22 protein-coding genes are annotated in these 25,587 nt (G+C 37.8%); 9 read left to right on the forward strand and 13 right to left on the reverse strand.

Translation table 11 applies throughout. The features are described 5' to 3' along the window. Positions 1–64 precede the first annotated feature (64 nt). From rpsJ to rpsL, 4 genes are read right to left on the reverse strand one after another with little or no spacing between them, the layout of a single operon-like run. On the reverse strand, positions 65–370 hold the full coding sequence (rpsJ, locus tag HME9304_RS03930; protein WP_007094989.1) for a 30S ribosomal protein S10: 306 nt from the start codon (positions 368–370) through the stop codon (positions 65–67). Positions 371–382: 12 nt separating this feature from the next. Further along, on the reverse strand, positions 383–2,509 hold the full coding sequence (fusA, locus tag HME9304_RS03935) for an elongation factor G (RefSeq protein WP_112377344.1): 2,127 nt from the start codon (positions 2,507–2,509) through the stop codon (positions 383–385). Between the two features lie 8 nt (positions 2,510–2,517). Further along, positions 2,518–2,994 (reverse strand): 30S ribosomal protein S7, encoded by a 477-nt coding sequence (gene rpsG / locus HME9304_RS03940; RefSeq protein ID WP_112377345.1) that lies wholly within the window; start codon positions 2,992–2,994, stop codon positions 2,518–2,520. A gap of 6 nt (positions 2,995–3,000) precedes the next feature. Further along, positions 3,001–3,375, reverse strand: coding sequence for a 30S ribosomal protein S12 (gene rpsL / locus HME9304_RS03945; protein ID WP_031445118.1), 375 nt, complete (start codon positions 3,373–3,375; stop codon positions 3,001–3,003). A gap of 532 nt (positions 3,376–3,907) precedes the next feature. On the opposite strand from rpsL, the gene HME9304_RS03950 reads away from it, so the two are divergent. From HME9304_RS03950 to HME9304_RS03960, 3 genes are read left to right on the forward strand one after another with little or no spacing between them, the layout of a single operon-like run. Then, on the forward strand, positions 3,908–7,180 hold the full coding sequence (locus tag HME9304_RS03950; RefSeq protein WP_112377346.1) for a SusC/RagA family TonB-linked outer membrane protein: 3,273 nt from the start codon (positions 3,908–3,910) through the stop codon (positions 7,178–7,180). 27 nt (positions 7,181–7,207) lie between these two features. Continuing rightward, a complete protein-coding gene (locus HME9304_RS03955) occupies positions 7,208–8,920 on the forward strand; it encodes a SusD/RagB family nutrient-binding outer membrane lipoprotein (RefSeq protein ID WP_112377347.1) in 1,713 nt (570 codons plus the stop codon). A gap of 20 nt (positions 8,921–8,940) precedes the next feature. After that, the gene (locus HME9304_RS03960; protein WP_112377348.1) at positions 8,941–10,011 is read left to right on the forward strand and encodes a hypothetical protein; all 1,071 of its coding nucleotides are present in this window, start codon (positions 8,941–8,943) and stop codon (positions 10,009–10,011) included. Between the two features lie 73 nt (positions 10,012–10,084). Here the strand turns inward: HME9304_RS03960 and HME9304_RS03965 are convergent, their stop codons facing one another. Beyond that, positions 10,085–10,822: a hypothetical protein gene (locus tag HME9304_RS03965; RefSeq protein WP_112377349.1), complete on the reverse strand. Its 738-nt coding sequence runs from the start codon at positions 10,820–10,822 to the stop codon at positions 10,085–10,087. 214 nt (positions 10,823–11,036) lie between these two features. On the opposite strand from HME9304_RS03965, the gene rlmB reads away from it, so the two are divergent. Continuing rightward, positions 11,037–11,774 (forward strand): 23S rRNA (guanosine(2251)-2'-O)-methyltransferase RlmB, encoded by a 738-nt coding sequence (rlmB, locus tag HME9304_RS03970; protein WP_112377350.1) that lies wholly within the window; start codon positions 11,037–11,039, stop codon positions 11,772–11,774. On the opposite strand, the gene HME9304_RS03975 is transcribed toward rlmB, so the two are convergent. Further along, positions 11,771–12,505, reverse strand: a complete 735-nt coding sequence (locus HME9304_RS03975) for a rhomboid family intramembrane serine protease (RefSeq protein ID WP_112377351.1) — start codon at positions 12,503–12,505, stop codon at positions 11,771–11,773. The genes rlmB and HME9304_RS03975 overlap by 4 nt on opposite strands. 123 nt (positions 12,506–12,628) lie before the next feature. Between HME9304_RS03975 and HME9304_RS03980 the strand changes: the two genes are divergently transcribed. Beyond that, complete coding sequence (locus HME9304_RS03980) at positions 12,629–13,906, forward strand: replication-associated recombination protein A (RefSeq protein ID WP_112377352.1); 1,278 nt, start codon at positions 12,629–12,631, stop codon at positions 13,904–13,906. On the opposite strand, the gene HME9304_RS03985 is transcribed toward HME9304_RS03980, so the two are convergent. Genes HME9304_RS03985 through radC form a run of 6 tightly spaced genes read right to left on the reverse strand, consistent with a single transcriptional unit; the run spans position 13,903 to position 19,505 of the window. Beyond that, the gene (locus tag HME9304_RS03985; RefSeq protein ID WP_123877338.1) at positions 13,903–14,742 is read right to left on the reverse strand and encodes a hypothetical protein; all 840 of its coding nucleotides are present in this window, start codon (positions 14,740–14,742) and stop codon (positions 13,903–13,905) included. The genes HME9304_RS03980 and HME9304_RS03985 overlap by 4 nt on opposite strands. Positions 14,743–14,755: 13 nt before the next feature. After that, positions 14,756–16,213 (reverse strand): DUF5723 family protein, encoded by a 1,458-nt coding sequence (locus HME9304_RS03990; protein ID WP_112377354.1) that lies wholly within the window; start codon positions 16,211–16,213, stop codon positions 14,756–14,758. Then, on the reverse strand, positions 16,210–16,761 hold the full coding sequence (locus HME9304_RS03995) for a hypothetical protein (RefSeq protein ID WP_112377355.1): 552 nt from the start codon (positions 16,759–16,761) through the stop codon (positions 16,210–16,212). The genes HME9304_RS03990 and HME9304_RS03995 overlap by 4 nt, the downstream gene beginning before the upstream one ends. A gap of 56 nt (positions 16,762–16,817) precedes the next feature. After that, on the reverse strand, positions 16,818–17,507 hold the full coding sequence (locus HME9304_RS04000) for a YjjG family noncanonical pyrimidine nucleotidase (RefSeq protein WP_112377356.1): 690 nt from the start codon (positions 17,505–17,507) through the stop codon (positions 16,818–16,820). Next, positions 17,500–18,795 (reverse strand): polysaccharide deacetylase family protein, encoded by a 1,296-nt coding sequence (locus HME9304_RS04005; RefSeq protein ID WP_112377357.1) that lies wholly within the window; start codon positions 18,793–18,795, stop codon positions 17,500–17,502. The genes HME9304_RS04000 and HME9304_RS04005 overlap by 8 nt, the downstream gene beginning before the upstream one ends. A gap of 11 nt (positions 18,796–18,806) precedes the next feature. After that, the gene (gene radC / locus HME9304_RS04010) at positions 18,807–19,505 is read right to left on the reverse strand and encodes a RadC family protein (RefSeq protein WP_112377358.1); all 699 of its coding nucleotides are present in this window, start codon (positions 19,503–19,505) and stop codon (positions 18,807–18,809) included. A gap of 136 nt (positions 19,506–19,641) precedes the next feature. Here radC and HME9304_RS04015 point away from each other — a divergent pair, with 136 nt between their 5' ends. Further along, entirely contained in the window at positions 19,642–20,091 is a 450-nt protein-coding gene (locus HME9304_RS04015) for a DUF1569 domain-containing protein (protein ID WP_112377359.1), read from the forward strand. 25 nt (positions 20,092–20,116) lie between these two features. On the opposite strand, the gene HME9304_RS04020 is transcribed toward HME9304_RS04015, so the two are convergent. Further along, entirely contained in the window at positions 20,117–21,472 is a 1,356-nt protein-coding gene (locus HME9304_RS04020; protein WP_112377360.1) for a UDP-N-acetylmuramate--L-alanine ligase, read from the reverse strand. Positions 21,473–21,563: 91 nt separating this feature from the next. On the opposite strand from HME9304_RS04020, the gene HME9304_RS16815 reads away from it, so the two are divergent. From HME9304_RS16815 to HME9304_RS04030, 3 genes are read left to right on the forward strand one after another with little or no spacing between them, the layout of a single operon-like run. After that, on the forward strand, positions 21,564–21,755 hold the full coding sequence (locus HME9304_RS16815) for a hypothetical protein (protein WP_123877341.1): 192 nt from the start codon (positions 21,564–21,566) through the stop codon (positions 21,753–21,755). A 16-nt stretch (positions 21,756–21,771) separates the two neighbouring features. Next, entirely contained in the window at positions 21,772–24,639 is a 2,868-nt protein-coding gene (locus HME9304_RS04025; RefSeq protein ID WP_112377361.1) for a gliding motility-associated C-terminal domain-containing protein, read from the forward strand. Between the two features lie 6 nt (positions 24,640–24,645). Then, positions 24,646–25,587: a PorP/SprF family type IX secretion system membrane protein gene (locus tag HME9304_RS04030; RefSeq protein WP_112379719.1), complete on the forward strand. Its 942-nt coding sequence runs from the start codon at positions 24,646–24,648 to the stop codon at positions 25,585–25,587.

A 25,587-nucleotide genomic window follows, 5' to 3' on the forward strand; every position in this document is an offset into this window, starting at 1 on the left:
CCATTTTTCCTTTGCGAAACGCTCAGGACATGTCCACCACCTTTTAACAAGGTAGTTTAATAACTTACACTTTTATCTCCACCTCAACGCCACTAGGAAGCTCAAGCTTCATAAGTGCGTCAATGGTTTTTGATGAAGAGCTATAAATATCCAGGAGCCTCTTGTAAGAACTCAATTGGAACTGCTCTCTGGATTTCTTGTTCACGTGAGGTGAACGCAAAACCGTAAATATTTTTTTGTGCGTTGGCAATGGAATTGGACCCGTAACCACAGCGCCTGTTGTCTTAACTGTCTTTACAATCTTCTCAGCAGATTTATCCACCAAGTTGTGATCATAAGACTTAAGTTTTATTCTAATTTTTTGACTCATCTTGCTGAAAAATTAAGCGGTTACTCCTTTAACTGATTTAATAACTTCTTCTGCAATATTGGTTGGAGTTTCTGCATAATGCGAAAATTCCATAGTTGAAGTTGCTCTACCCGAAGACAATGTTCTCAATGACGTAACATAACCGAACATTTCTGATAAAGGCACCTCACCTTTAACTACTTTGGAACCAGCTCTATCACTCATATCGCTAATTGTTCCTCTTCGTCTATTAAGGTCGCCAACAATATCACCCATGTTTTCTTCAGGGGTTAATACCTCAATTTTCATGATAGGCTCCATCAATACTGACCTTGCAGATTTTGCAGCGGCTTTGTATCCCATTTTTGCGGCCAACTCGAAGGATAGTGAATCTGAATCCACAGGGTGGAAAGAACCATCCTTTAAAGTAACCTTCATACTATCCATCTCAAACCCGGCCAATGGACCATTCTTCATAGCCTCTTTAAATCCTTTTTCTACAGATGGAATATATTCTTTAGGTATGTTACCACCTTTAATAACATTTACAAATTCCAATCCTTCCACATCATCACCAGCGGGCTCCATAGTAAATACGATGTCTGCAAATTTACCACGACCACCAGATTGCTTTTTGTAGACTTCTCTATGATCGGCAGATTGTGTAATCGCTTCCTTGTATTCAACTTGAGGTTGACCTTGATTAACCTCAACTTTAAACTCACGACGTAAGCGGTCAACGATAATATCTAAGTGAAGTTCACCCATACCGGAAATAATGGTCTGGCCAGATGCCTCATCCGTTTTTACTTGGAATGTAGGATCTTCTTCGGCCAATTTTGCCAAAGACATACCCAATTTATCGACATCAGCTTTGGTTTTAGGCTCCACTGCGATACCTATTACAGGATCTGGAAAATCCATGCTTTCAAGTATGATAGGGTGCTTTTCGGAAGACATAGTATCACCAGTCTTTATATCCTTAAAACCTACAGCAGCTCCAATATCACCAGCTTCTATATAGTCGATAGCATTTTGCTTATTTGAATGCATTTGGTAAATACGGGAAATACGTTCTTTTTTTCCTGAACGATTATTCAAGATATAAGAACCTGCATCCAAGCGACCGGAATATGCCCTAAAGAATGCCAAGCGACCTACGAAAGGGTCTGTAGCAATTTTAAATGCCAAAGCAGAAAATGGCTCCTTTGGGTCTGGCTTTCTGGTAATTTCATTACCTGTATCTGGATCAGTCCCAACAATATCGTCCTTGTCAATTGGTGATGGCAAATAACGACATACGGCATCCAATAAAAACTGAACTCCTTTATTCTTGAATGAAGAACCACAAATCATGGGAATTATAGCCCTATCCATTACAGCTGCTCTTAATGCGGCATGCACTTCTTCTTCTGTGATAGAATCTTCATCTTCAAAGAATTTTTCCATCAATTCTTCATCGTACTCTGCAACGGCTTCAATTAAGGCAGCTCTATATTCCTTAACCTCACCTTTCATTTCTTCTGGAATATCAACAACATCGAATGTTGAACCAAAATTATCATCGTGCCAAACTATAGCCCTATTCTTGGCCAAGTCGACAATACCTCTAAAATCGGCCTCGTCTCCAATTGGTAGTACAATTGGAACAGCATTAGATCCAAGCATGGTTTTCACTTGCTTGCAAACCATCAAAAAGTTAGATCCTTGACGGTCCATTTTGTTAACGAACCCAATTCTTGGAACTTTGTAATTATCGGCCAATCTCCAGTTAGTTTCTGATTGTGGCTCAACACCATCAACTGCGCTAAACAAGAAAACCAAACCATCCAAGACACGTAGTGAACGATTCACTTCTACAGTAAAATCAACGTGTCCAGGAGTATCAATGATATTAAAATGGTATCCTTTGGTATCTTCTGTAGGCTTTCCATTTTCTATAGGAAATTCCCATGTACAGGTGGTTGCAGCAGAGGTAATGGTAATACCACGTTCTTGCTCTTGCTCCATCCAGTCCATAGTGGCCGCACCATCGTGCACCTCACCAATTTTATGACTTACACCTGTATAAAAAAGTATACGCTCTGTAGTGGTGGTTTTTCCAGCATCAATATGCGCTGCAATTCCTATATTCCTTGTATATTTTAAATCTCTTGACATTTTACCAACTAGAATCTAAAGTGAGAGAATGCTTTATTGGCTTCAGCCATTTTGTGAGTATCCACTCTTTTCTTAACTGCTGCACCTTCTTCTTTTGCTGCAGCTAAAACTTCTGCAGCCAATTTTTGAGCCATGGATTTTTCGTTACGCTTTCTAGAGTAACTGATCAACCATTTCATGGCTGTAGATATTTTTCTATCTGGACGTATTTGCATTGGAATCTGAAATGTAGCACCACCGACTCTTCTACTTCTCACTTCAACATGTGGCATTACATTGGAAAGTGCATCTTTCCACAATTCCAAAGCAGTTTTTTCCTCGTCTGTGTTTTTCTCTTCTACAATATCGATTGCATCATAAAAAACCTTGAAAGCAACTGATTTTTTTCCATCCCACATCATCATGTTCACAAAACGTGTAACCAATTGGTCATTAAATCTTGGGTCTGGCAACAATGGCCTTTTCTTTGCCTGCTTTTTTCTCATCTCTTCTTATTTTTTAGGACGTTTTGCACCATACTTAGATCTACGTTGCGTTCTACCTGCAACACCCGCTGTATCCAATGCGCCACGGACGATATGATATCGAACCCCTGGCAAATCCTTTACTCTTCCACCTCTAACCAATACTATCGAGTGCTCTTGCAGATTGTGACCTTCACCAGGGATATACGCATTTACTTCCTTTCCATTTGTAAGCCTAACCCTTGCAACTTTACGCATTGCAGAATTTGGTTTTTTTGGCGTGGTTGTGTATACACGTGTACAAACCCCTCTTCGTTGAGGACACGAATCCAAAGCAGCCGATTTACTCTTCTTGGTAATTGTGACTCTTCCTTTTCGTACTAATTGTGAAATTGTTGGCATTAAAATTTCTATTAAAAATGTAAACAACCCTCTTTTTGAGGGCTGCAAATGTAGTGATATTTCGGAATAATTCAAATCCCAGAAGATTAATTTTAAACATATAGAAAAAAAATATGAAATCAGCTTTATTTAAAAGCTTTTGAGCTATTGATAGCTTTTACGGATTTGAGTGATTATATTCTTTGATATTAAAATCCAATCAACATAAAAAGGATAAAAAAAGTACATATAATATTAAGGTATAATTATAAATCCAACATATATATTACCAGCAACACATTTAAAAATAATTTTATTGAATGATAAATACCACGAGTAATCGTTTTTTATTTAAATATAATAGTCTCAAATTATATTCCTATTTATCATCCTATCAATAATTTACCCACCCTATTGAATACTCTTTAAAAATTGAATCTGATTTTGATTAAAACACATTTGCCAAAGATTTCTTAAAAAATTAGTAACATTAGTTTGGATTATTAACATGAAATTATGACTTTAGGGCCAGCTAATTCAAATAAATTTAAAAATGAGAACAAAACTTAATGGATTGTTAACGCTGTTATTGGCGTTTGTTGTGCAGGTAACCTTTGCACAAGACAAGACGATTTCAGGTACAGTTACGGATTCCGATGGATTACCGTTGCCTGGAGTTAACATTGTCGTGGAAGGTACTACTAATGGTACCCAAACAGATTTTGATGGAAATTATTCCATCACGGCCAGTACAGGTCAAACACTTCTTTTTACTTATATAGGTCAAAAGGAGCAAAGACAAACAGTTGGAGCCAGTTCCACGATTAACGTGCAGATGTCCGAAGATGCCCAAGCACTTGAAGAGGTTATTGTGACCGCCCAGGGTATAAAGCGTGAAAAGCAAGCTTTAGGATATGCGGTATCTGAAGTTGGAAGCGAAGAATTGGAGCAAAGACCTGAAGGAGATGTCGGAAGGGTTTTAACTGGTAAGGCATCAGGTCTTAACATTACCCAACAAAGTGGTCTTTCCGGTTCGGGAACGAATATTGTAATACGTGGCTTCAGCTCTTTTAGCGGAAGTAACCAACCACTGTTTATAGTTGACGGCGTTCCTTTCTCCAGTGAGACGAATTCATCTGGAGCTGCAACCGGAGCTTCTGGGGATGATTTCCTCAACGGTAACTCGGGATCCAGTAGATTTTTGGACTTAGACCCAAATAACATTGAAAGTGTAAATATTCTAAAAGGTTTGGCTGCAGCCACCTTATACGGAACGCAAGGGCGTAATGGTGTAATCCTTATTACTACCAAAAACGGATCTGCATCCGGAGCAGTAAAGAAAACGGAAATAACCGTTAATTCTTCTTTGTTCTTTAACGAAATTGCCTCCTTGCCTGATTACCAAGATGAGTTTGGTAACGGATTTGATCAAGCATTTGGTTGGTTCTTCAGTAACTGGGGACCTGGTTTTGATAGAGATGGAGTAGCAGGTTGGGGGAATGGTATAGATGCAAGACCAAATGTAGGTTTTGATGAAAATGGCACCTTGGCGCATCCATATTCCACAGCTTCAGCAGCGACTGGAATTCCAGCTGCTTTTCCAGAATTTGCAGGTGCTCGTTATGATTGGAGACCTTATGATAGTGTCGAGAATTTCTTTAGAACAGGAGCGGTTACGAGTAACTCGGTTAACGTAAGAGGTTCATCTGAAGATGGAAAAGTATCTTATAATGCAAACTTTGGCCACTTGGATGATACTGGATTTACGCCTGGCAACAACCTTAAAAGATACACTTTAGGGGTTGGAGGTAGAGCAATTTTATCCAATAAATTCACTGTAGCAGGAACACTTAACTTCTCGAATACGGATTTTAGGTCACCTCCTGTTGCCGCAAGTGAAGGTAACGGTGCTACAGGTACAGGCTCATCAATCTTTGGGGAACTGTTCTTCACACCGCGAAGTGTTGATATACAAGGCTTGCCTTTTCAGAATCCAATTGATGGTTCCAGTACCTACTACAGACAGAACAATAGTATCCAACATCCACTTTGGACCGTGAATAATTCAGGTTTCAGACAGAATGTAAATAGAGTTTTTGGGCAATCTTCAATTACCTATAACATTAATGATAACTTGAACATCCTTTACCGTTTTGGCTTGGATGTCTATAGTGAAAACAACACGAATTATCAGAACAGGGGTGGTCGTGGACAAGAAGATGCTGCACTGGTAAGCGGTATTTATCAAACTTGGAACAACACCAATACCATTCAAAACCATGATATTATTTTAAATGGTGATTATGATATTTCCGACAAAGTTGGCCTAACGTTCAATGCTGGGCTTACTTCCAGAAGAGAAGTTTTTGATCAAAATGGAGTTTCCAGTAACGGTCAACAAGTATTCAATGTTCTTAGACACGTGAACTTTGCTAATCAAAATGAGATACAGTCTTTTCAAGAACGTAATATTGCAGGTGTTTTTGCGCAGACCGATATCGACTATGATCGCTGGATATATTTGACGCTTGCCGCCAGAAATGACTGGGTCTCAAATTTAATTACTGAGAACAGGTCAGCATTTTATCCTAGTGCAAGTTTGTCTTTTATACCTACAACAGTAATTGATGGGCTTAAAAGTGAAAAAGGACTTAACTATTTAAAGTTTAGAGCTGGTTACGGAACATCTGCAAACTTCCCGACCGGATATCCAACGGTTTCTGTTCTAAACATCAATACACAGTTTTTTCAAAATGGCGGGAACGATATAGTGACCAACTCTGTTGGAAATCTTTTGGGAAATCCTGACCTACAGCCTGAACTATTAAGGGAATTCGAAGTTGGGATAGAGTCCCGTTTCTTTAACAATAGGGTTTCTCTTGAAGCATCCTATTACAACAGAACAACAACAGATTTAATTGTAACACGTCCGCTTGATCCATCTACTGGATTTTATGCACAACAGACCAACGTTGGTAAAATCAGCGGAGATGGATTGGAAGTTGATCTTGGTGTAGATATTTTCAGGAATGATTCAGATGGCGTGAATTGGTCAATCAACGGAAACTTCACGACCAATAACACCACAGTCGATGATTTGGGTCAAGATACCGATATTATTGTTTATGCAGGTGCCAGTACGCTTAACAGTTTAGGTAATGCTGCCATAGAAGGGGAACAACTGGGTGTAATAGTAGGAAATAGAATTGCCAGAAACGATGCAGGTGAATTCTTAGTAGATAGTGGTGGAGATTATGTTGTTGAACAAGGACAGTTCGTAATCGGAGATCCTAATCCGGATTGGGTATTGAACGTTAGCAATAATTTCTCTTTCAAGAATTTCAATTTTTCATTCTTGATGAATTACACACAAGGTGGCGATATTTATTCAAGAACAGTTTCCACACTGCTCGGTAGAGGTTTAACAACTGATACAGTTGACCGTATCAATACATTCATCTTACCTGGAGTTCAAGAATCTGATGGTAGTGTAAATACAAAACAAATCAATAACTCCACGTTCTACTTTAATAACGTGTTGTTCGGACCTGATGAGCTTGGAATTTTTGATGGTACTGTGATTCGTTTACAGGAAGTTGCATTAGGCTACTCCTTACCTTCCAAATTCTTGGATAAGACTCCGTTTGGAGCCTTGACCTTTACGGTATCAGGTCAGAATTTATTTTACAAAGCCTTGAATGTGCCTGATGGAACTAATTTCGACCCTAACCAAGCTGGTTTAGGTGTAGGTAACGGTAGAGGTTTTGATTATTTGGCAGGACCTAGTGGCAGAAGATATGGTTTAAGTATAAAAGCTACTTTTTAAGTAAAACAACAGTAAAAAATTATGACAATGAAAAACATATATAAATATCTAGGTTTGGTGTTGTTTTCAGGAGTACTCTTCATGACCTCCTGTGAGACCGTGGAACTAGATTTAACGGAAAATCCTAATCAACTTCGACCAGACCAATCGAGTCCAGATTTATTCTTGAACTCCATTCAAGTTGATTTTGCAACCTTCACAGAACTGATGGGTTGGAATGGAGGAGATTTGGTACGAATTGGTTACATGAACGGACGTAACTATCAAAATGTCGTTAACTACAATCCAAATCAGCTTAACGCAGAGTGGCAAATAGCTTTTCAAGCAGATGCCAACCAAACCTTGGCCAGCGGTCTTGAATTCAACGGAATTTTAGCTGATATTAGAGCGATGACCCCAGCTGCTGTAGAAGGTAATTTGTATCATCATATAGGTATTGGAGAGGTTATCGAAGCCTATACTATTGTGACATTAGTAGATTTCTTTGGGGACATTCCTTATTCTGAGGCATTACAAGGTGATGCGGAAACTCCAATCCTAAATCCAAATGTAGATTCAGGGTCCAGTATCTATGATGCGGCATTGGCACTTTTGGACGATGCCATTGCAAATTTTGAACTCGATGCACCCAATGAGCCTGCCAATGATTTTTATTATAATGGAAATTGGGACAATTGGATCAAGGCAGCCAACACTTTAAAAATGAAAATCCATTTACAAAGAAGATTGGTGGAGCCTAACGCCATTGCCAGCTTTAATGCCATCTTGGATTCTGGGGATTATATCGACGAGACATCTGAGGATTTTCAATTCCAATGGGGATCGAATCCGGTACAGCCAGATGCAAGACATCCACGATACGCGCAGAATTATACTCCTTCGGGCGGTGGGGATTATCTCCCAAATTGGTTGATGAACTATATGAACGAAAGTAGTGATCCAAGGATCCGTTACTATTTTTACCGTCAAAACTCAGCTACTCCTGGAGCAGAAGCTCCACCAAATGAAGAGACTTTGGCATGTTCTTTAGAACCTGTTCCTGCACACTACATAGATGGTGGGTTCACATTTTGTTTCCTTCCCAATGGATACTGGGGAAGAGATCACGGACAAAACGCAGGTATTCCGCCAGATGGATTTCTAAGAACCGTATATGGTGTTTATCCATCAGGAGGAAAATTTGATGATAGTAGCTTTGACGGCTTATCCGTAGGCTCGGGTGGTGGTGGAGCCGGTGTAACACCTATTCTACTGGCTTCTTGGGTAGATTTCTGGAGAGCAGAGGAAGCTATGCTTTCTGATATAGATGCAGGTAAAGCTTTTATGATTGAGGGAGCAAGAAAGTCTATCGAAAAAGTGCTTACATTCGGTTCACTGGATAGTGGAGCTGATGACTCATTCGCTGCTGCACCAGGTGACGTAACTAATTTTGTAAATCAAATTGATCAAGATTTTGACAATGCAGCTGATGATGATGCTAAATGGGATCTTGTTGCAGAACAATATTTCGTAGCATTGTTCGGAAATGGTATAGATGGTTACAATTATTATAGAAGAACCGGCTATCCAACTACATTGCAACCAAATTTTGAACCTGATCCAGGAGCATTTATCAGGTCATTGAATTATCCAGCCGATTTTGTGAACAATAATTCTTCTCAAGATCCTAAGCCTAATCAAACTGTAAAGGTTTTTTGGGATAACAATGGAGACTTTCCAGAATTTCCACCAGCAAACTAATAATTTTGATAAAAAAAAATATGAAAACATATAATAATAAAATTGCAATTTTAGGTTTGGCGCTCGCTACCCTAATTGCCTGTGATGATGAAGAAAAGGTCGTTGATGAGATTCTCGCACAGGTGGGTACTGGAGCAGTTTTAAGAACCATAGATGAGGACAATAATCTTGTGTACAATTTTGATACCAACGAATTTGAGGATGGATCATCATATACAATAGATTTAGAAGAACAGGATGAAGAAAGTGGCGACCTTTTGGAAAGTGTAGAGGTTTATGTGAACTTTGATGATAATTCTGATGATGGTACCGACATCTCCACTACAGAAGTGTTATTACAAACACTTACAGCAAGCGAATTTACGGATGGTGAGAGAGGACTTCCTGTTGCAACCGTTTCATATACTGCCGACGAGTTGATAGCTGCTACTGGTATTGATGAGACTATGATTGTAGGAAAAGATCGTTTTGAATTCCGTCTAGTGCTATCATTGACCAATGGTGAAGTATATACGAATTCAGATGTTGGTGGTCCAGTAAGTGGAGGAGCTTATTTCTCTGCACCTTTTGAATATTTCCCAGTGATAGCTTGTTCCATCACTGATGATTTATCCGGAACGCACAGCTATGTAACGACTATAAATACTACTGCACCCGGTCAAGAGCCTCCTGGAGATAATGTTCCAATAGGTTGCTCACAAGGTACCATAGTTGCAGGAAATGTTACTTGGACACAAATTGCTGGCGGAGAAGGAAGTCCTATATCTGGAGAGTATTCTTCCTCAGATATGAGCTTTGGCCAGTTTGAAAGCTGCTACCCAGGTAGAGGTCCAGCAACTGGTGAAGACGTAACTATCATATGGGATTGTATAAGTTTAAATCCTGATGGCGAAGTTTACTTAAAAGATAGTGTTGTGGTTCCCAATGATGACAACGATGATACTGATTTCACCTATGGATATGAAATCACAAGTGTTGTTGGTCCAGTAATGACTATTGACTTTTCCAATTCTCTAGGTGATACAGGAAGTGTAGTACTTACAAGAGAAGGTGGTGAAGATTGGCCAGCTATATTTTTAGGAAATAACTAAAGAAATCCATAAATAAGCTTAATTAAAAAACCGCGCTAAGAGCGCGGTTTTTTTATGTTTAAATTAAGGTCTATTATAAATTATTGTAGAAATAAAAAACTTGGACAATATCCCGTGTATCTTTATGATTTAAATTGTGACCCGAAATAAATTTTTTCAATTTTTCATTTTTGGTTTTATCATCAGTTTTAAACAGCGTCATTAAATTTTTTTTAGAAGGTTTAAAGAACCGAATTTTATTTTCATCCTTATCCAAGTAATAGAGTTCTGTCTGTAAAACGAAACGGCTTGCAACAGGTACTTCAAAAGATGTTGTAGCTGCTTTTCCTTCTTTATATTTTTTCATTCTACGCTCATACAGTGCCAAATCGTCTGCCTCTGCCAATTTGAACAGATGTCCGTTTATAGCTTCACCATCTTTATTGAAATATTCCCTGTAAACTATTTTTTCCCTACCTAAAACACAGTATATGTCTTTATTCTGTGTCAATTTAACTATGGCCGTATCCTTTGGATTAATTTTTATTTGCACCTCATCGTTATAACCATCATAGCGCATAAGACTTTTGCCCTCTAGGCCATCTTTACTATAAATTGAGCCCTCTAAAAAACCCCTTCTATAAAAAGGCGATCCCTTAATGTTAGCTTCATCAATTTTTTGCAATGATTTACTGCTTAGTTGTTGAAAAGCATATTGTAACATAGGCTGATTTCCAAAAGACTCATTATCTGCATTGTAGTCAGCTCCTTGTGCCAAAACGGACTGAGCGGATAGTAGTCCAAGTGTGATATAAAAAAAACTTCGCTTCATGATTGATATTTGTTTATTACTTAATTGATTATAGAATTATTCTTTAAAGATATGAAAAGAGTTATAGGCTTCTTTTTACAAAAATGAATATATCAATTTTTTTTTAGGAGCATTTGTCAATTTTTCACATTTTAGAATTAAATGAAAATCCTCTAGCGCTAAGTTTTGGTGTTTCAATATTTAAGAACCTACGTTTTTGCCTATTTTTGCTTTTATGCAAAAAACCAGCCAAATTTATGGGATACGCGCCATTATAGAAGCTATCGACTCCCAACGTCCAATCAATAAAATCTTTCTTCAAAAAGGCTTGGGAGGTGAATTGTTTAAAGAATTGGAAGTTTCAATACGAAAAAATGGCATAAGTTGCTCTTATGTTCCCGTTGAAAAGCTGAATCGTTTAACAAAAAATAATCATCAAGGCGCCGTTGCAAATATCTCACCTGTTGATTTTCATGATTTTGAGGAACTAGTTGAAGGAATTCTTGAAAAGGATCATAAGCCTTTATTTTTGCTTCTGGACCAAGTTTCCGATGTCAGAAATTTTGGTGCCATCATAAGAACTGCCGAATGTTGTGGTGTTGATGGAATCATAATTCCCAAAAGTGGGGCAGCACCTATAACGGAAGATACTGTAAAAACATCAGCGGGAGCGGTATTTAATGTTCCCGTTTCAAAAGTAGATCATTTAAAAGATGCCATATTCTACTTACAATCTTCGGGAATCCAAATTGTGGCGGCTACTGAAAAAACAGAAAGCACTGTTTATGCCATTGATTTCAATGTACCATGCGCCATCATCATGGGAGCCGAAGGCAAGGGTATATCGTCTTCAATTATAGATTCGGTAGATCATAAGGCCAAATTGCCTTTACTTGGTAAAATTGGTTCCTTAAATGTTTCTGTGGCCTGTGGAGTATTTCTTTATGAAGCAGTACGACAAAGGATGGCTTAGATTTTATCAGTGGGTTTCCTTTTATAATGATAATTGATTTTGACTTTCTCATCATCCAACTCATCCACACCATTTTCAATAAAATTTCCGTTTTCATCAAAATGTTTTAGAAAAGTATCTTTTCCTTCGTCATAATCCTCTTTTTCCCAATCATATTTCTTTTCCAAAGGAATTCTCACTTTAATCAAGATTGCCAAAAGAAGACCTGTAATGAAGCCTGAAAGATGTCCTTCCCATGAAATACCCTCTTTAATGGGAAAAATATACCAAATCATACTACCATAAATGAAAACTATAACCAATGAAAGTGCTATCCATCTAAAATGTCCTGCAAAAACACCTTTAAAAAAAATAAAGCTTGCCAAGACATATATTACCCCGCTTGCACCAATATGATAGGAAGGCCTTCCAATTATCCATGTTAAAATTCCTGATATAAAAATGCCCAGAATAAGTGTTCTTAAAGCTGCCTCCCTATAGAAATACATTAAAAATGAAATAAGAACCGCCAATGGAATGGTATTGTTATATAAATGTTCCACGGAACCATGTAAAAAAGGACTGAACAGAATACCTTTCAATCCTGAAAGGTTTCTGGGATAAATACCATATTCATTAAAATTAGCGCCCAATCTAAGCTCAATCAAAAAAACCGTCCAAATAGTCAATATGGCTAACAGAGGAGCCAATATAACCCAATTTGAAAAATTGAAATGATTATTCGTTGTCATATCGAAAAAGGTAAGCAATTACCTGACCATACCGTTGAGCCTTTACAAATTGTCATGTAATCTACATTTCTACACAGAGAAAACCATATAGCTATACTGTAAATTTATATTATTTTTATCTTTATGAACGAACCTCTTGCAGAACGAATACGTCCTAAAACACTCGAAGAGTACATAAGCCAAAACCATTTGGTCGGCGAGCAAGGTTCCTTAACCAACCAAATCAAGAACGGGATTATACCATCACTGATCTTGTGGGGGCCACCCGGAACCGGTAAGACCACACTCGCAAACATTATAGCCAACGAGAGCCAGAGACCTTTTTATACGTTGAGTGCAATAAGCAGTGGGGTAAAGGATGTTAGGGAAGTTATTGAAAAAGCAAAACAGAGTGGAGGTTTGTTTACTTCCAAAAATCCTATTTTATTTATTGATGAAATCCATCGCTTCAGTAAATCTCAACAGGATTCTTTATTGGGTGCGGTTGAAAAAGGCTGGGTCACACTTATTGGAGCCACTACCGAAAATCCAAGTTTTGAAGTTATTCCAGCATTGTTATCCCGATGTCAAGTATATGTTTTGAATCCTTTTGAAAAAAAAGATTTGGAAGCTCTCTTGAGCAGAGCTATGCATACTGACAATATGCTCAAGTCAAAAAAAATAATCCTTAAAGAAACTGAAGCCTTGTTGCGATTATCTGGCGGTGATGGAAGAAAACTGCTGAACATTTTTGAATTGATCATCAATTCTGAAAGAGATATAGAAGTTATCATAACCAATGATTTGGTGCTTAACAAAGTTCAAAAGAATACGGTTCTTTATGATAAAACAGGAGAACAACATTATGATATTATCTCTGCATTCATTAAATCCATTAGAGGAAGTGATCCAAATGCTGCAGTATACTGGTTGGCACGAATGATTGAAGGTGGAGAAGATGTTAAGTTTATTGCAAGGAGAATGGTCATTTTGGCTTCTGAAGATATAGGAAATGCTAATCCAACAGCACTGGTAATGGCTACATCAGCTTTTCAAGCGGTAAATACGATTGGATATCCAGAAGCTAGAATAATCCTTAGCCAATGTGCAACCTACCTTGCAAGTTCCGCGAAGAGCAATGCAAGCTATCTGGCCATAAAAGAAGCACAACAAAAAGTAAAGGAAACAGGGGATTTATCCGTTCCATTAGCTATTAGAAACTCTCCAACAAAGCTGATGAAGGATTTAGGTTATGGAAAAGGTTACGGCTATGCCCACGACCATGAGGACAATTTTATTGATATCGAGTTTCTACCTGAAGAAATATCCGGAACAACATTTTATAGACCTGGAGAAAATCCTAGAGAAAAAGCTATGAAGGAATTTTTAAAAAAACGTTGGAAGGATAAATACCAATTTTAGAACTTGATGTTGAGCTCTTCTATTTTCTTGGTACCCCCTTCCAAATATTCTAAGAACCATCTATTTTCTTTTTTTAGGACAACACCGCTTATTCCTTTATAATCTATCAAAAAAACATTTTCTATGGAGGTTTCTATCAATTTCATCCTAACCTTAGGAGCACTGTCCACAAGTTGATAGCCATTTTCTATAGGTTGCGCATATAAAAGTTCAGAAGTAAAGGATTCATTCATCTTGGTTTCCGCTTTTTTAAAGTTTGAAGATTTGGGCTCCATACTTTTAAAGCTCTGGTTCTCTGGAGTAGCTTCTTGAACGACCATTTTGGGTTTTGATGCTTCATCCAATGATTTCACATCATTTTTAAAACTTACTGTTATAGGTTTTTCGGTTACTTCTATATTTTTCCTTGGTTCGTATTTGTACTGCAGTCCATCAAAAGAACCGAATGACTTTTCAATAGCTTCTGAATATGCCGCTCTATAGTCTTTTACTTTACTTCTACCTTCCAATGTTCTAAAAATCTCATTGGATGTGCAGTCCCTCATTACTAGAACAGTTTTTGTACTAAACATCGATGAATTGTCCTCAAGATTTACCAAAAGCCCCAGACATCTATCCCTGCTCAAATCCTCCGGTAATTCGTCATCATAGACTGCATTGAATCCCTTTTGTGCAAAAAGGTGCTTTATCATCGTACTGGTCTGGTGTTTGTTCTCAGTTTTGTATGCATCAAACTTCTTTGGCACAATAATATATTTATAATCGTTAAGCTGTCCATACACAGAACTACTTAAAACCATCGCAAAAACCATTAAAAACATTAGTTTCGAATTCATATAATGCAAGTAATCAATTATTGTTCCAAGATATAATATTAAATCCAAATTGTAAAGAGGCGTAATGGCTGTCGGCAACATTTCTATATGCCAGAAGGTTGTCTCCCAAAATATAAAAATTAAGAGGGCCCGCTTGTAAATTTAGGCCTAATCCAATATTGGTAAAAGAATACTTGTCCACCGTGTATGCAGTTTTTAAAGAAAGGGTTCTGCCCAATCTTTTCTGATAAAAACCAGTGAGTGCTGCCTGTATTTCCAAAGGTCTTTTCATAAGAAACAATTGTCCGCCCACACTATTTCCGTACAAATCTTCATTTTGACCAGAAGTGGTATTAACCGCACAGCCACAATTTTTAAATGAATTTTCCCGCTGTCCAAAATTATGGCGAATAGAGCCATAAAGCTTGATCGGCCTAAACGATATATACCCTGAAGAATTTTCATCGAAAGGCACGGTTGCTTCAATTTCATCTATCAAATCCTGCCAAAGATCTACTCCTAAATTGGTAACATCCTCGGGTAAAACAACTTCTATACCTTCATTGGTTGCACTTCCCCTTAGAGTAAAATTTCGAACGTCCTTTGAATTATAAATAAGCCCAATGTCCAATATACTGCCCGTGATGGTCGTTTGCGGACTTAAGTTATATGAAAATCCCAAATCGAAACCCAAGCCTAAATTTCCCCCAAATAAAACCCTTTTAGTGAACAAACGCTGTAGGTCATCTCTTCTTGAGGAAGATGTATCATCATCTATAATATCTAAAAAGCCATCAGCGCCGGATGTTTGTAATTCCATATCTGCCGTAATGGAATTTGCATAGATGTTATTCACACCCTCAGTTGTACTGAAAGAACCTGAGTTTTTTGTAGACCTAAAGTGAAAAATACTGGAATAAATCTTGGCTCTACCCCCAATAGTCAACTCGTTATTGACCTTACGATTGATACCAAAATGAAATACGCTGACCATTTCTCCCCTAAGATTCAGATGACCAAGGTCAAAGCTTCTTCCAATGTTGGCACCCCCATTACCTTCAAAAGCCAATGTTGCAAGATCTTTGGGCCAATATGCAATTAAATCCGTTTCACCGTACATCCCGAAGGAATAAAAATTTTCTGGCCTGTTTTTTCCTCTGAACCCTATATTGAACCCTTCTATTTGACTAGTAGTGCTAAAATCATCTTTTTGGCTCATTCCCTCTATTAACCTTTCTCTAAATTTTGTGGTAAAATCTATTCCATCGTTGGCAAAAAGGTCATTTACTGTGGCTCCACTTGTAGCAGCTTGAAATGAAAGACCGGACAAGGTTGGAATCCCTGCATGCCATTTTTGTTGGGTTTTTACTCCAGGGTTTACCATGATAGCCTGGGGAATCTCATAAAAGTCATAAAGTAGTTGCTTATTTTGGGCGCTCAGGAATATCGCCCAAAAAAAAGTTATCAAAAAAGATAGAGTGATAAATCTCATTCTATTCCGAATATAAAATCAGCAGCGGACCTGAAGATAATTTTTGGTTCTGAGATTGAAGAAGTACTAGAGGTATCGCTTAAATTATTTCCAGTTACCCTAAGGTTTGAGGTAGTGGTGAGAATACCTAAATCTTTGCCGTTGGGACCGTATGGCACTTCAATGCGCTGCATTTGAGCTGGCGTGGGTTCTATCTCAAACAGTTCCAAATCAATTACGTTGCCAGCTTCATCAAGAAATTCCACAGTAACTCTAATTCTTTTACTCGTAGTATTTTCTATTTCATAAATTATTACACCTTCCAATAATCGTTCAGCTACGAATTCCTCGTTAAATGCATCAAAACTGAAAGTTTGGGAATAAAATGATTGGATTGTTGTCGCCGAGTTTATAAATTGTTCGTCAGATTCTAGATAAAAAATACTCGATGCTACATTTGAAATTACGTCCAAATCGTCAATTTGGTCGAAGTCCTGCTCGTCAGAACATCCAAGCGATGATATCAAAGAGTAAAAAACAATAAATAAATAAAATAGCAATTTTCTCATGGGGGTTGAGGCTTTTTAAGAAGGCGCAAAAGAAAGTTGTTATACCATATATAACTCTACAATATACTTTTTATTTCAATGAGATTATTGATGATTTTACATAAATCGTGCAGCTGTTCATTATGTGAGTTGAAATGCACTGTGTTTATTCCAATTGCTTGCGCACCTTTAATATCTGCCTCTAAACTATCGCCCACCATCAAAGCATTCTTTTGCTTAACATTGGCTTTTTCAAGGGCCAGTTCAAAAATATATGGATGCGGTTTTTTAACGCCTGCAGTTTCAGAATCTATTATATTTTGAAAATATTTATGGATTCTTGAGTTCTTCAGTTTTTTCTCTTGAACTTCCTGAAATCCATTTGTTATAATATGCAACCGGTATTTTGGCGATAAATATTCCAAGACCTCAATGGTGTGCGGAAAAAGATGGGTGTGAACAGATAGTTGTTCTATATACTTATGGGACAAAGTATTAATTGAACTATCTGAAACGGTTTTGCCCATAGTATCAAAAGTCTTTCTTAATCGTTGATACCTGAGTTCTTTTTTACTGATTTTTTCCTCTCGATATAGTTTCCAATAATCAAAGTTGATAGGTACGTAAACTTTCAGAAAATCATCCAAGTGAACATCAATGTTAGTATTCTTCAGGATTTTTTGGAATGTAAGTGCCGAATTCTTTTCAAAATCCCAAAGTGTATGGTCCAAATCAAAAAAAATATCAGTGATTGTTTCTTTAAACATAATAACGCTTCAAAAAAGACTGATAGAGTTCCAACCAGTTCAATTTATGGTTACTGCCCAGCAGCTCATTGGAAAAAACTGTTACCAATTGTCCATTTACTTGCTTTACATTTCTATAAATGCTATCCATTTTGCTGAAGACTTCTTCTCTTTTTTTATAATGTATCATAGCATAATCATGCATGGCGAAAGGATGTACCTTTAAAGGCTGCCTTACCTCCATATTTATATCATAAAAATAAAATGGCGTACACGTTCCAGCCCTAAAACCGATTTCATGTGTATACCCCATAGAGAAATCATCTGTAAACTCCACTTCTATTAGATTTCTATATGTACTTGGAACATTTACTCTATTATACCTGAGTCGTGAATAATTTATCGGTCTATTGATCAGATTATTTAGTTGCTTCTTCTCCTCTTTTAATACAATCTTATCCGTAGATGACAGAAAAGAAGTACTTAAAGATACTGTGCTATAATCTGCCACTGATTTAATCAGATACCCAAACTTATTATTGTTTGGAGAAATATTCTTATCGTGAGAGGAATATTTTGCAAACTGAAAGAAGAACATAGTTTTTATGGGAAATTTTTTATGGATTTCCACCAATTCGCTGAAATTGTTGTACGGGTCCTTCTTTAGTCCTAATAATACGGACATCCTATTGACCAAACTTTTAAATTTTAAACTTCCCAGATCTAAAAAGAACCCCCCAACACTTCTCGTAAAACCTCTCAATGCGTAGCAATGCGAAGTGGTAACATTAATTATCGACGTAAAACTATAGGTTCTTTTGGCACTTTTAATGTCTGGAAAACGTTGCTGAAGGGAATTTAAGAGTTTATAGGCCCAAATATCAACAATAGGAAGCTCCAAAAATTTATTTTGGTACGCCACACTTTCTTTAGCAGGAAATCTCCCAACACTATCTTTTACGTGAGGCAAGTATTCTTCATACCTGCTCAATAAAAAAAAACTTGCTGAAAAAACATCATATGGTATTGAACTATTTTCCCCACAAGAAAAAAAGCAGGGCATACCGTCCCAATCAGAAATTTTAATGTCCAAATCGTTGATCCCCTGCTCAAATAATAGGTCATTGCACCTAATGAAGAATTCGTTTTGCAGCGGTTTTTTTGAATAGGTTATTTTAGGACCAGAGTGTTTTATAAAATCTTCAACCTTTGTCGTAAACGTTATTTCCAGACCAAGAATGTTCTCAAAAATCTGCTTTGTCACAAATGTGAGACGGTTAGTGATTTTATGGGTATATATCAATAACATAGCTATATCGACTAAAGTATTCCTTGATCGGCAAAACTTAAGTATGAATTCCCTGTAAGTATCAAATGGTCCAATATCTTTATATCCAAAGCCTCTGAGGCTTTTTTTAGCTTCTGGGTGATTTGTTTGTCCGCAGTGCTCGGAGTTAGTGTGCCCGATGGATGATTGTGTGCCAACACTATACCTACTGCACCAAGCTCCAGAGCTTGTTTTAATACCAATCTAACATCTACCAAAGTTCCCGTTATGCCACCTTTGCTTAATTGGGCTTTATGGATTACCTTGTTGGAATTGTTTAGATACACGATCCAGAACTCTTCATGTTCCAAATCGCCCACTAGAGGATACAAAAGTTCAAAGGCGTCCCTACTTCCAGAAATTTTAGATACTTTTTCGTTATTTTCGCCCCTTCTTCGTCTCCCTACCTCGAGAGCGGCTGCTATTGAAACTGCTTTTGCTTCTCCGATACCCTTAAACTGCATCAGTTGGTTTATGGAAAGTTTGCCAAGCTCGTTGAGATTGTTGTTTGCCGATGCCAAAATACGTTTGGCGAGCTGTACAGCGCTTTCCTCCTTATTTCCTGAACCTATCAATATTGCTATTAATTCTGCATCAGACAGTACTGATCGTCCTTTGTGCGCCAACTTTTCTCTTGGTCTATCATCGTCTGCCCATCTTTTTATGGGAAAAGAAACCATTTTTTCTTGCATGGTCTAAATATAATGGAATTTAGATTGCTTTAAAGCTCGATAACCGAATCGGTCCAAGGTTTTTATACAAAAATTCTATAGGAACTTGAAACTGAATTATGAACTTCGTAATTTGAAGATCAACAAATCGAAATATATGAAATCCCTGTTTGAGACCCAATCCCATAACGAAATTATTGAACGTATAAATCAATTGGATAAATCTACTAAACCCCAATGGGGCAAAATGAAGGTTGGACAAATGCTCTACCATTGTCAATTTCCCCTAAATTTAGCATTGGGAAGGTATGAGATGGAAAAACCAAACCCTGTCATGAAGCTCTTGTTCAAAAGCTTTAAAAAGAGTATGTACAATGATAAATTATGGAAACATAGCTTACCCACTCCTAGTCCTTTTAAAGTAGAAGTAGAAAAAGGGTTTGATCAAGAAAAAGAAAAATTGATATCGCTTATCAATGACTTTCACAGAGAAAAAAATAAAAAGTCGTGGGAGCCCCATCCTGCTTTTGGTGCTTTCACGCATGAGCAATGGGGACAAATGCAATATAAACATCTAGACCATCATTTAAGACAGTTTGGGGTTTAATTCAGTGCAATAAACTTATACTTTATCATTGAAAGTGGGATTTAAGCTTGCCAAAATCCAACCCTCCATAATTTCCTGAACTCATTAATAGCAAAGCAGTTTCATCAAATTCTTGGCTGAACAAATATTCCTTAAAAGTATTTGCGTCCGTAAAAACGTTAACCCCTTGCTTATTAAAAGCCTTTTCAATTTGTGCTGAAGAGACTTCTTGCAATCGTTTTATTTTAATGGCCTCGGGCGAATAAAAAACAAGCGCTTCATCCGCCGAATCCAAAGCTCCGTCATATTCCTTTAAGAAATCCAGATTAAGGCTGCTATATGTATGAAGTTCTAAGCAGGCTATTAATTTTCGCTGTGGATATTGTTCTTTTACGGCCATAGTAGTTGCCCTTACCTTACTTGGCGAATGCGCAAAATCTTTATATGCCACTTTATTTGAGCTTTCTGCAATTTTTTCCAATCGTTTTGATGCTCCTACAAATGATGCTACAGCCTCGTAAAAATCAGCTTCGTCAACACCCATTTGTTGACAAATCCATTTTGCCCCCGCAAGGTTGTTTAAATTATGCTTCCCAAAAACTTCAATGGGCATTTCTCCTTCAGGCGTATCCAGTAAAGTAACACCTTCTTCAACCCTATACTTAGGGGTAATATATGGAAATTTACGAATGGGATTTTCAGTAGCCTCAACTACATTTTTTACCTCGCTATCTTCCTCATTATAAGTAATGCTTCCCCCTTTGACTATACTATCTACAAAAATCCGAAACTGCTCTACGTAATTTTCATAGGTTGGAAAAACGTTGATATGGTCCCATGCTATTCCACTTAAAAGGGCAATGTTCGGTTGATATAAGTGAAACTTTGGTCTTCTATCGATTGGAGAGGATAAATACTCATCACCTTCCAAAACTATGAAATCGTTCTCCTCCGTAAGATGAACCATTCGATCAAAACCCTCCAATTGTGCACCTACCATATAATCTACATTGATATCATTGTAGTCCAATACATGAAGAATCATTGAGGTTATCGTCGTTTTGCCATGACTTCCCCCAATAACGACTCTTGTTTTGTGCTTTGATTGTTCAAAAAGAAACTCTGGGTAAGAGTAAATCTTCAATCCCAATTGTTGTGCCTTTAGCAATTCAGGATTGTCAGGTTTGGCATGCATTCCCAAAATAACGGCATCCAATTCATCATGGATTTTTTCTGGGAACCATCCAAATTCCAAAGGCAGCAAATTCTTTTGCTCTAAACGGCTTTTAGAAGGTTCAAAAATTACGTCATCGCTTCCTGTAACCACATACCCCTTGTGTTCCAAGGCCAAGGCCAAATTGTGCATGGCACTCCCCCCGATAGCTATAAAATGTATCTGCATTTTCTTGGTCTTAATAAATGTCCAAATATACTCATAGACATTTAATGCGAATCTTACATCTAAAATAATAAAGCTCACTTAAATCCGTCAAATGAAACAAGGCTTATATGAACTCATATCGCTATTCTATCAGTTTAAAAAAGTTCATGAAATGAAATTAACGATATTGGCCTTTAAGTCAATTTTGAAGAATATTTACAAGGATGGCTTAAACTATAATTTTTATCACTATACGCATGAAATAGATGCAACTTTCCAATATGCAACACCCAACAAGATTTAGCAAAAAACTATTTTAGATGAAGAACAACAGCTTGAAAACCTATATATGGTTAACGATTGCTTTTATCTTGAACATATATGTAGGAAAGTCCCAATGTGCCGGAGAGGACAATACTGTTACCGTATGTGATAAATTTTTGGATATTTCCAACCAAAACTTTGATTTATTTTCAAACCTGAACGGTATGCCCCAAATGGGCGGTACTTGGTCAACAACCAATTCCGCTAATCTAGATGCTTTAAATATCAATACAGGAACTTTAGACCTGTGGCTGATTAATGAGTTTGGCGAACATCAATTTACCTATACCAACGGGAATTGTGGAGAATCCGCAATCGTTACTTTACTATTAGGTGGATACTCTGGAGAAGACAATGTGGATGGAAGTGCGAATGCATGCAGTGATATGCCTACAAACATGTTCAACTTTCTCGGTAGTTTAGTAGATGGTGCTATTCCAGATTCGAATGGTGTATGGGAAGAAGACCCCATGACCGCAACAGGAGATTTGAGCGGAAATATCTTTGACACCACATTGGCTGGACCAGGGGAATATATCTTCACTTACACAGTACCTGATGTCGATGCTTGCCTAGGCAGCGTATCAACTATCTTTCTAGAGGTTCATAAAGCACCCGAATCGGGAGATCCTTTGGAATTTGTGGTTTGTACAACGGATGATCTATCTGGTTTTACCAATTTAAATCTGAATAGTCTACTTGTAGGGGAAGACATGAACGGTACTTGGAGCGAAGCTTTTACAAACCAGATTGACGGAATCTTGGACGATATCATAAATGTAGAGGAAATCAATGCAAATTTTGGATATGGGGTATATGATTTTACCTATACAGTATTGCCGGACCACCCCGTTTGTTCAGAAGCTTCTACTACAATATCCATTGTTATTCTGCCCACGCTCCAAGGGAACATGCAAGTGGATAACTATTGTGCTGGCTCGGATTATGAAGTTTCCCTAGAGTATGATGATTCCCTTTTACCTGCTGGAACCTATGATCTTACTTATAGGGTAACAAGTTCACAGGGCATGGAAGATATCATAATCTCCATTCCATTTAACAATGGATCTGGCACCTTCAACGTACTTCCAGCGGCAGTACCTCTAAATGAAGATGTAGATTTGAATATTATCGGCATTATTGGTAAAGTGCCAGAACGAGATGTCTGTACTAATATTGACGTTCCTCAAGTAAGCTTTTTAACCGCTAGCCCTTCCGCAACAGGTGAAAGCGTATGCCCAGACAATGAAGTGGACATTCAATTGCAAAATATCTTGGACATGGGTGGTAATCTATCCAATGAATCTCATGCTGTTAATTATTCCCTGACATTCCCTGACAATACATCCACAGACCTCACTACTGGAAGCCTTGATTTTACGGACGGTGTGGTTTCATTTACCATTCCATCTTCAAATTTTAACCTAGATGGTTCGTATACTGTGGACATAGAGATTGAAGATAGCTACGACCTAGATTGTACGATCAGTACCAATATTGAAGTTATACCAACCCCTGAAGAAATTCAACTACAAATCATAGTGGACAATAGTTGTGATGCAACAGGAATAGATGTTTTGGTAGATGCGCCCATACTTGTTAATGGGAGCTATACCATAGATTACGAAGTGGTGGAACAAAATTCTATGGAGATACTAACCGATAATTCTATAAATTTTGCAGGTGGAATTGCACAATACGAAATAGACATAGCCAATTTGCCCGATGGTGATTACCTGGTGTTGCTACAAAGCATCCAGAATGACAATACTCCTTGTAGAGAGGTATTCGAATTTCAACTAGAGGAAAGCTTCACCATTGGAGGATCCCCTACGGTAATTGATGCGGAAAGTAGTCAAACCTTCTGCCTAAACGATGGCGTGCCCACGCTAGTCGATGTGGAGGTCAATACACTTGGAGATGTAGTGTTCTATGAAAACGCCGAAAACGATATTCCCCTTCCACTGAATACCCTTCTGGTAAATGGTGAAGACTATTATGTCTTCAGCGAGAACGAAAACGATAATTGTTCCCCTGACGAAAGGATAAGGATAGTAGTTTCCCTCATACAAGCATCAACCCCAACATCGGAAAATCCAAACCCGGTACTGTGCGGTAGTGAAAACCCAATGTTGACCGATATACAGGTAAGTTCTCCCAATAACGGAAGTATAATATGGTACGATTCAGCTTCGGGAGGAGCACCATTGGATATCACAGAAACGCTTATCGATAACCAATCATATTTTGCAGCGGAAATCTTGGGCGGATTCTGCGAAAGTGAAATACGATTAGAAATCACGCCAACTATCGTAAATCCTCTACTACCAGACTTAACGGCCAGTGAACTTACACTTTGTGCCTTGGACAATCCCACGGTAGTGGAGCTTGAAAACTTAGAAATCCCCATTGATGGTGTCGAGATTGAGTGGTTCTTGGAAGAAGAAGGAGAAAATGTAGTATCAAGTTCAGAACTTCTACTCGATGACACCATTTATTATGCGCAAAGCAAAGATATTGAAACTGGCTGTATCAACCTTGAAAGATTTCCCGTTACCGTAGATTTGAACAATTGCGATCCAGAAAAATACGGGTTTTTCATCCCTGATGGTTTCTCTCCCAACAGTGATGGAAGAAACGACACGTTCTATGTTCCGAACATTGAAATTATTTTCCCTGACTTTACTATTGAAATATTCAACCGCTACGGCAATTCCATTTTTAAGGGAGATGCTGGCAATCCAGCTTGGAGCGGTTCGGAAGTGGGCAGAAACATGGCTCCAAATGGAATATATTTCTTCATTATAAACTTTAATCGTGAAGGTTTTGAACCAAGACAGGGCAGACTGTATCTCAATCAATAAATGAGCATGAAAATAAAAAAAATACAGGTGGCCATCACCTTTGTGCTATACGCCCTTATGGCAAAAGCCCAACAAGATCCACAATACACCCAGTACATGTACAATATGAGCGTATTAAACCCCGCTTATACCACAAACGAAAGAGGGCTCGTAAATTTAGGATCCCTGTACCGTTCCCAATGGCAAAACGTTGTTGGAGCACCACAGACAATCACTTTCTTTGCACATGCCGCACTAAACGATAAAATAGAAACCGGATTCTCCATAATAAGCGATGAAATTGGGGAGGGTGCATTAAAGGAAAGTAACTTTTATACCGATTTTGCCTATGTGTTAAAAATGGATAGCGAAAGTAATATATCACTTGGACTTAAAGCGGGCTTCACAAGTTTTGAAGCTAATTTTGATGGTTTTGTACTCCCCGAATTTCAAGATGACTCCGCATTCAATGAAAATATCAACAGTATTTTCCCCAACGTCGGTATTGGAGCTTTTTATACGAGGCCCAATTTTTACGCCGGTATATCTGCACCCAACCTTTTAACCTCAAAACATTTGGACAATCAAGATGGAATAAAAAGGATAGGTTCCGAAGAGATTCATCTGTTTTTTACATCGGGATATGTGTACGAGGTAAACCCCGATTTAAAATTAAAACCATCCATCATGAGTAAAATTGTACAAGGATCGCCCATTTCTTTTGATGCTTCCTTTAATGTTTTGTTCAATGACCAATTTGAAGGAGGGCTGTCCTATAGATGGGAAGATTCAATAGCGGCCATGTTCAATTTTTATGTGCTCCCATCCATTCGCTTGGGATATGCATACGATTATACTTTATCCAATCTTGGAGATTTCAGTTCGGGTACCCATGAGATTTTTGCTCTGTTCGATCTTGACCTTTTCGGTCTCAAAAAAGGATATGATAAATCCCCCAGATTTTATTAA

Origin of the sequence: Flagellimonas maritima (genome assembly GCF_003269425.1) — a bacterium.
GTDB classification, from domain to species: domain Bacteria; phylum Bacteroidota; class Bacteroidia; order Flavobacteriales; family Flavobacteriaceae; genus Flagellimonas; species Flagellimonas maritima.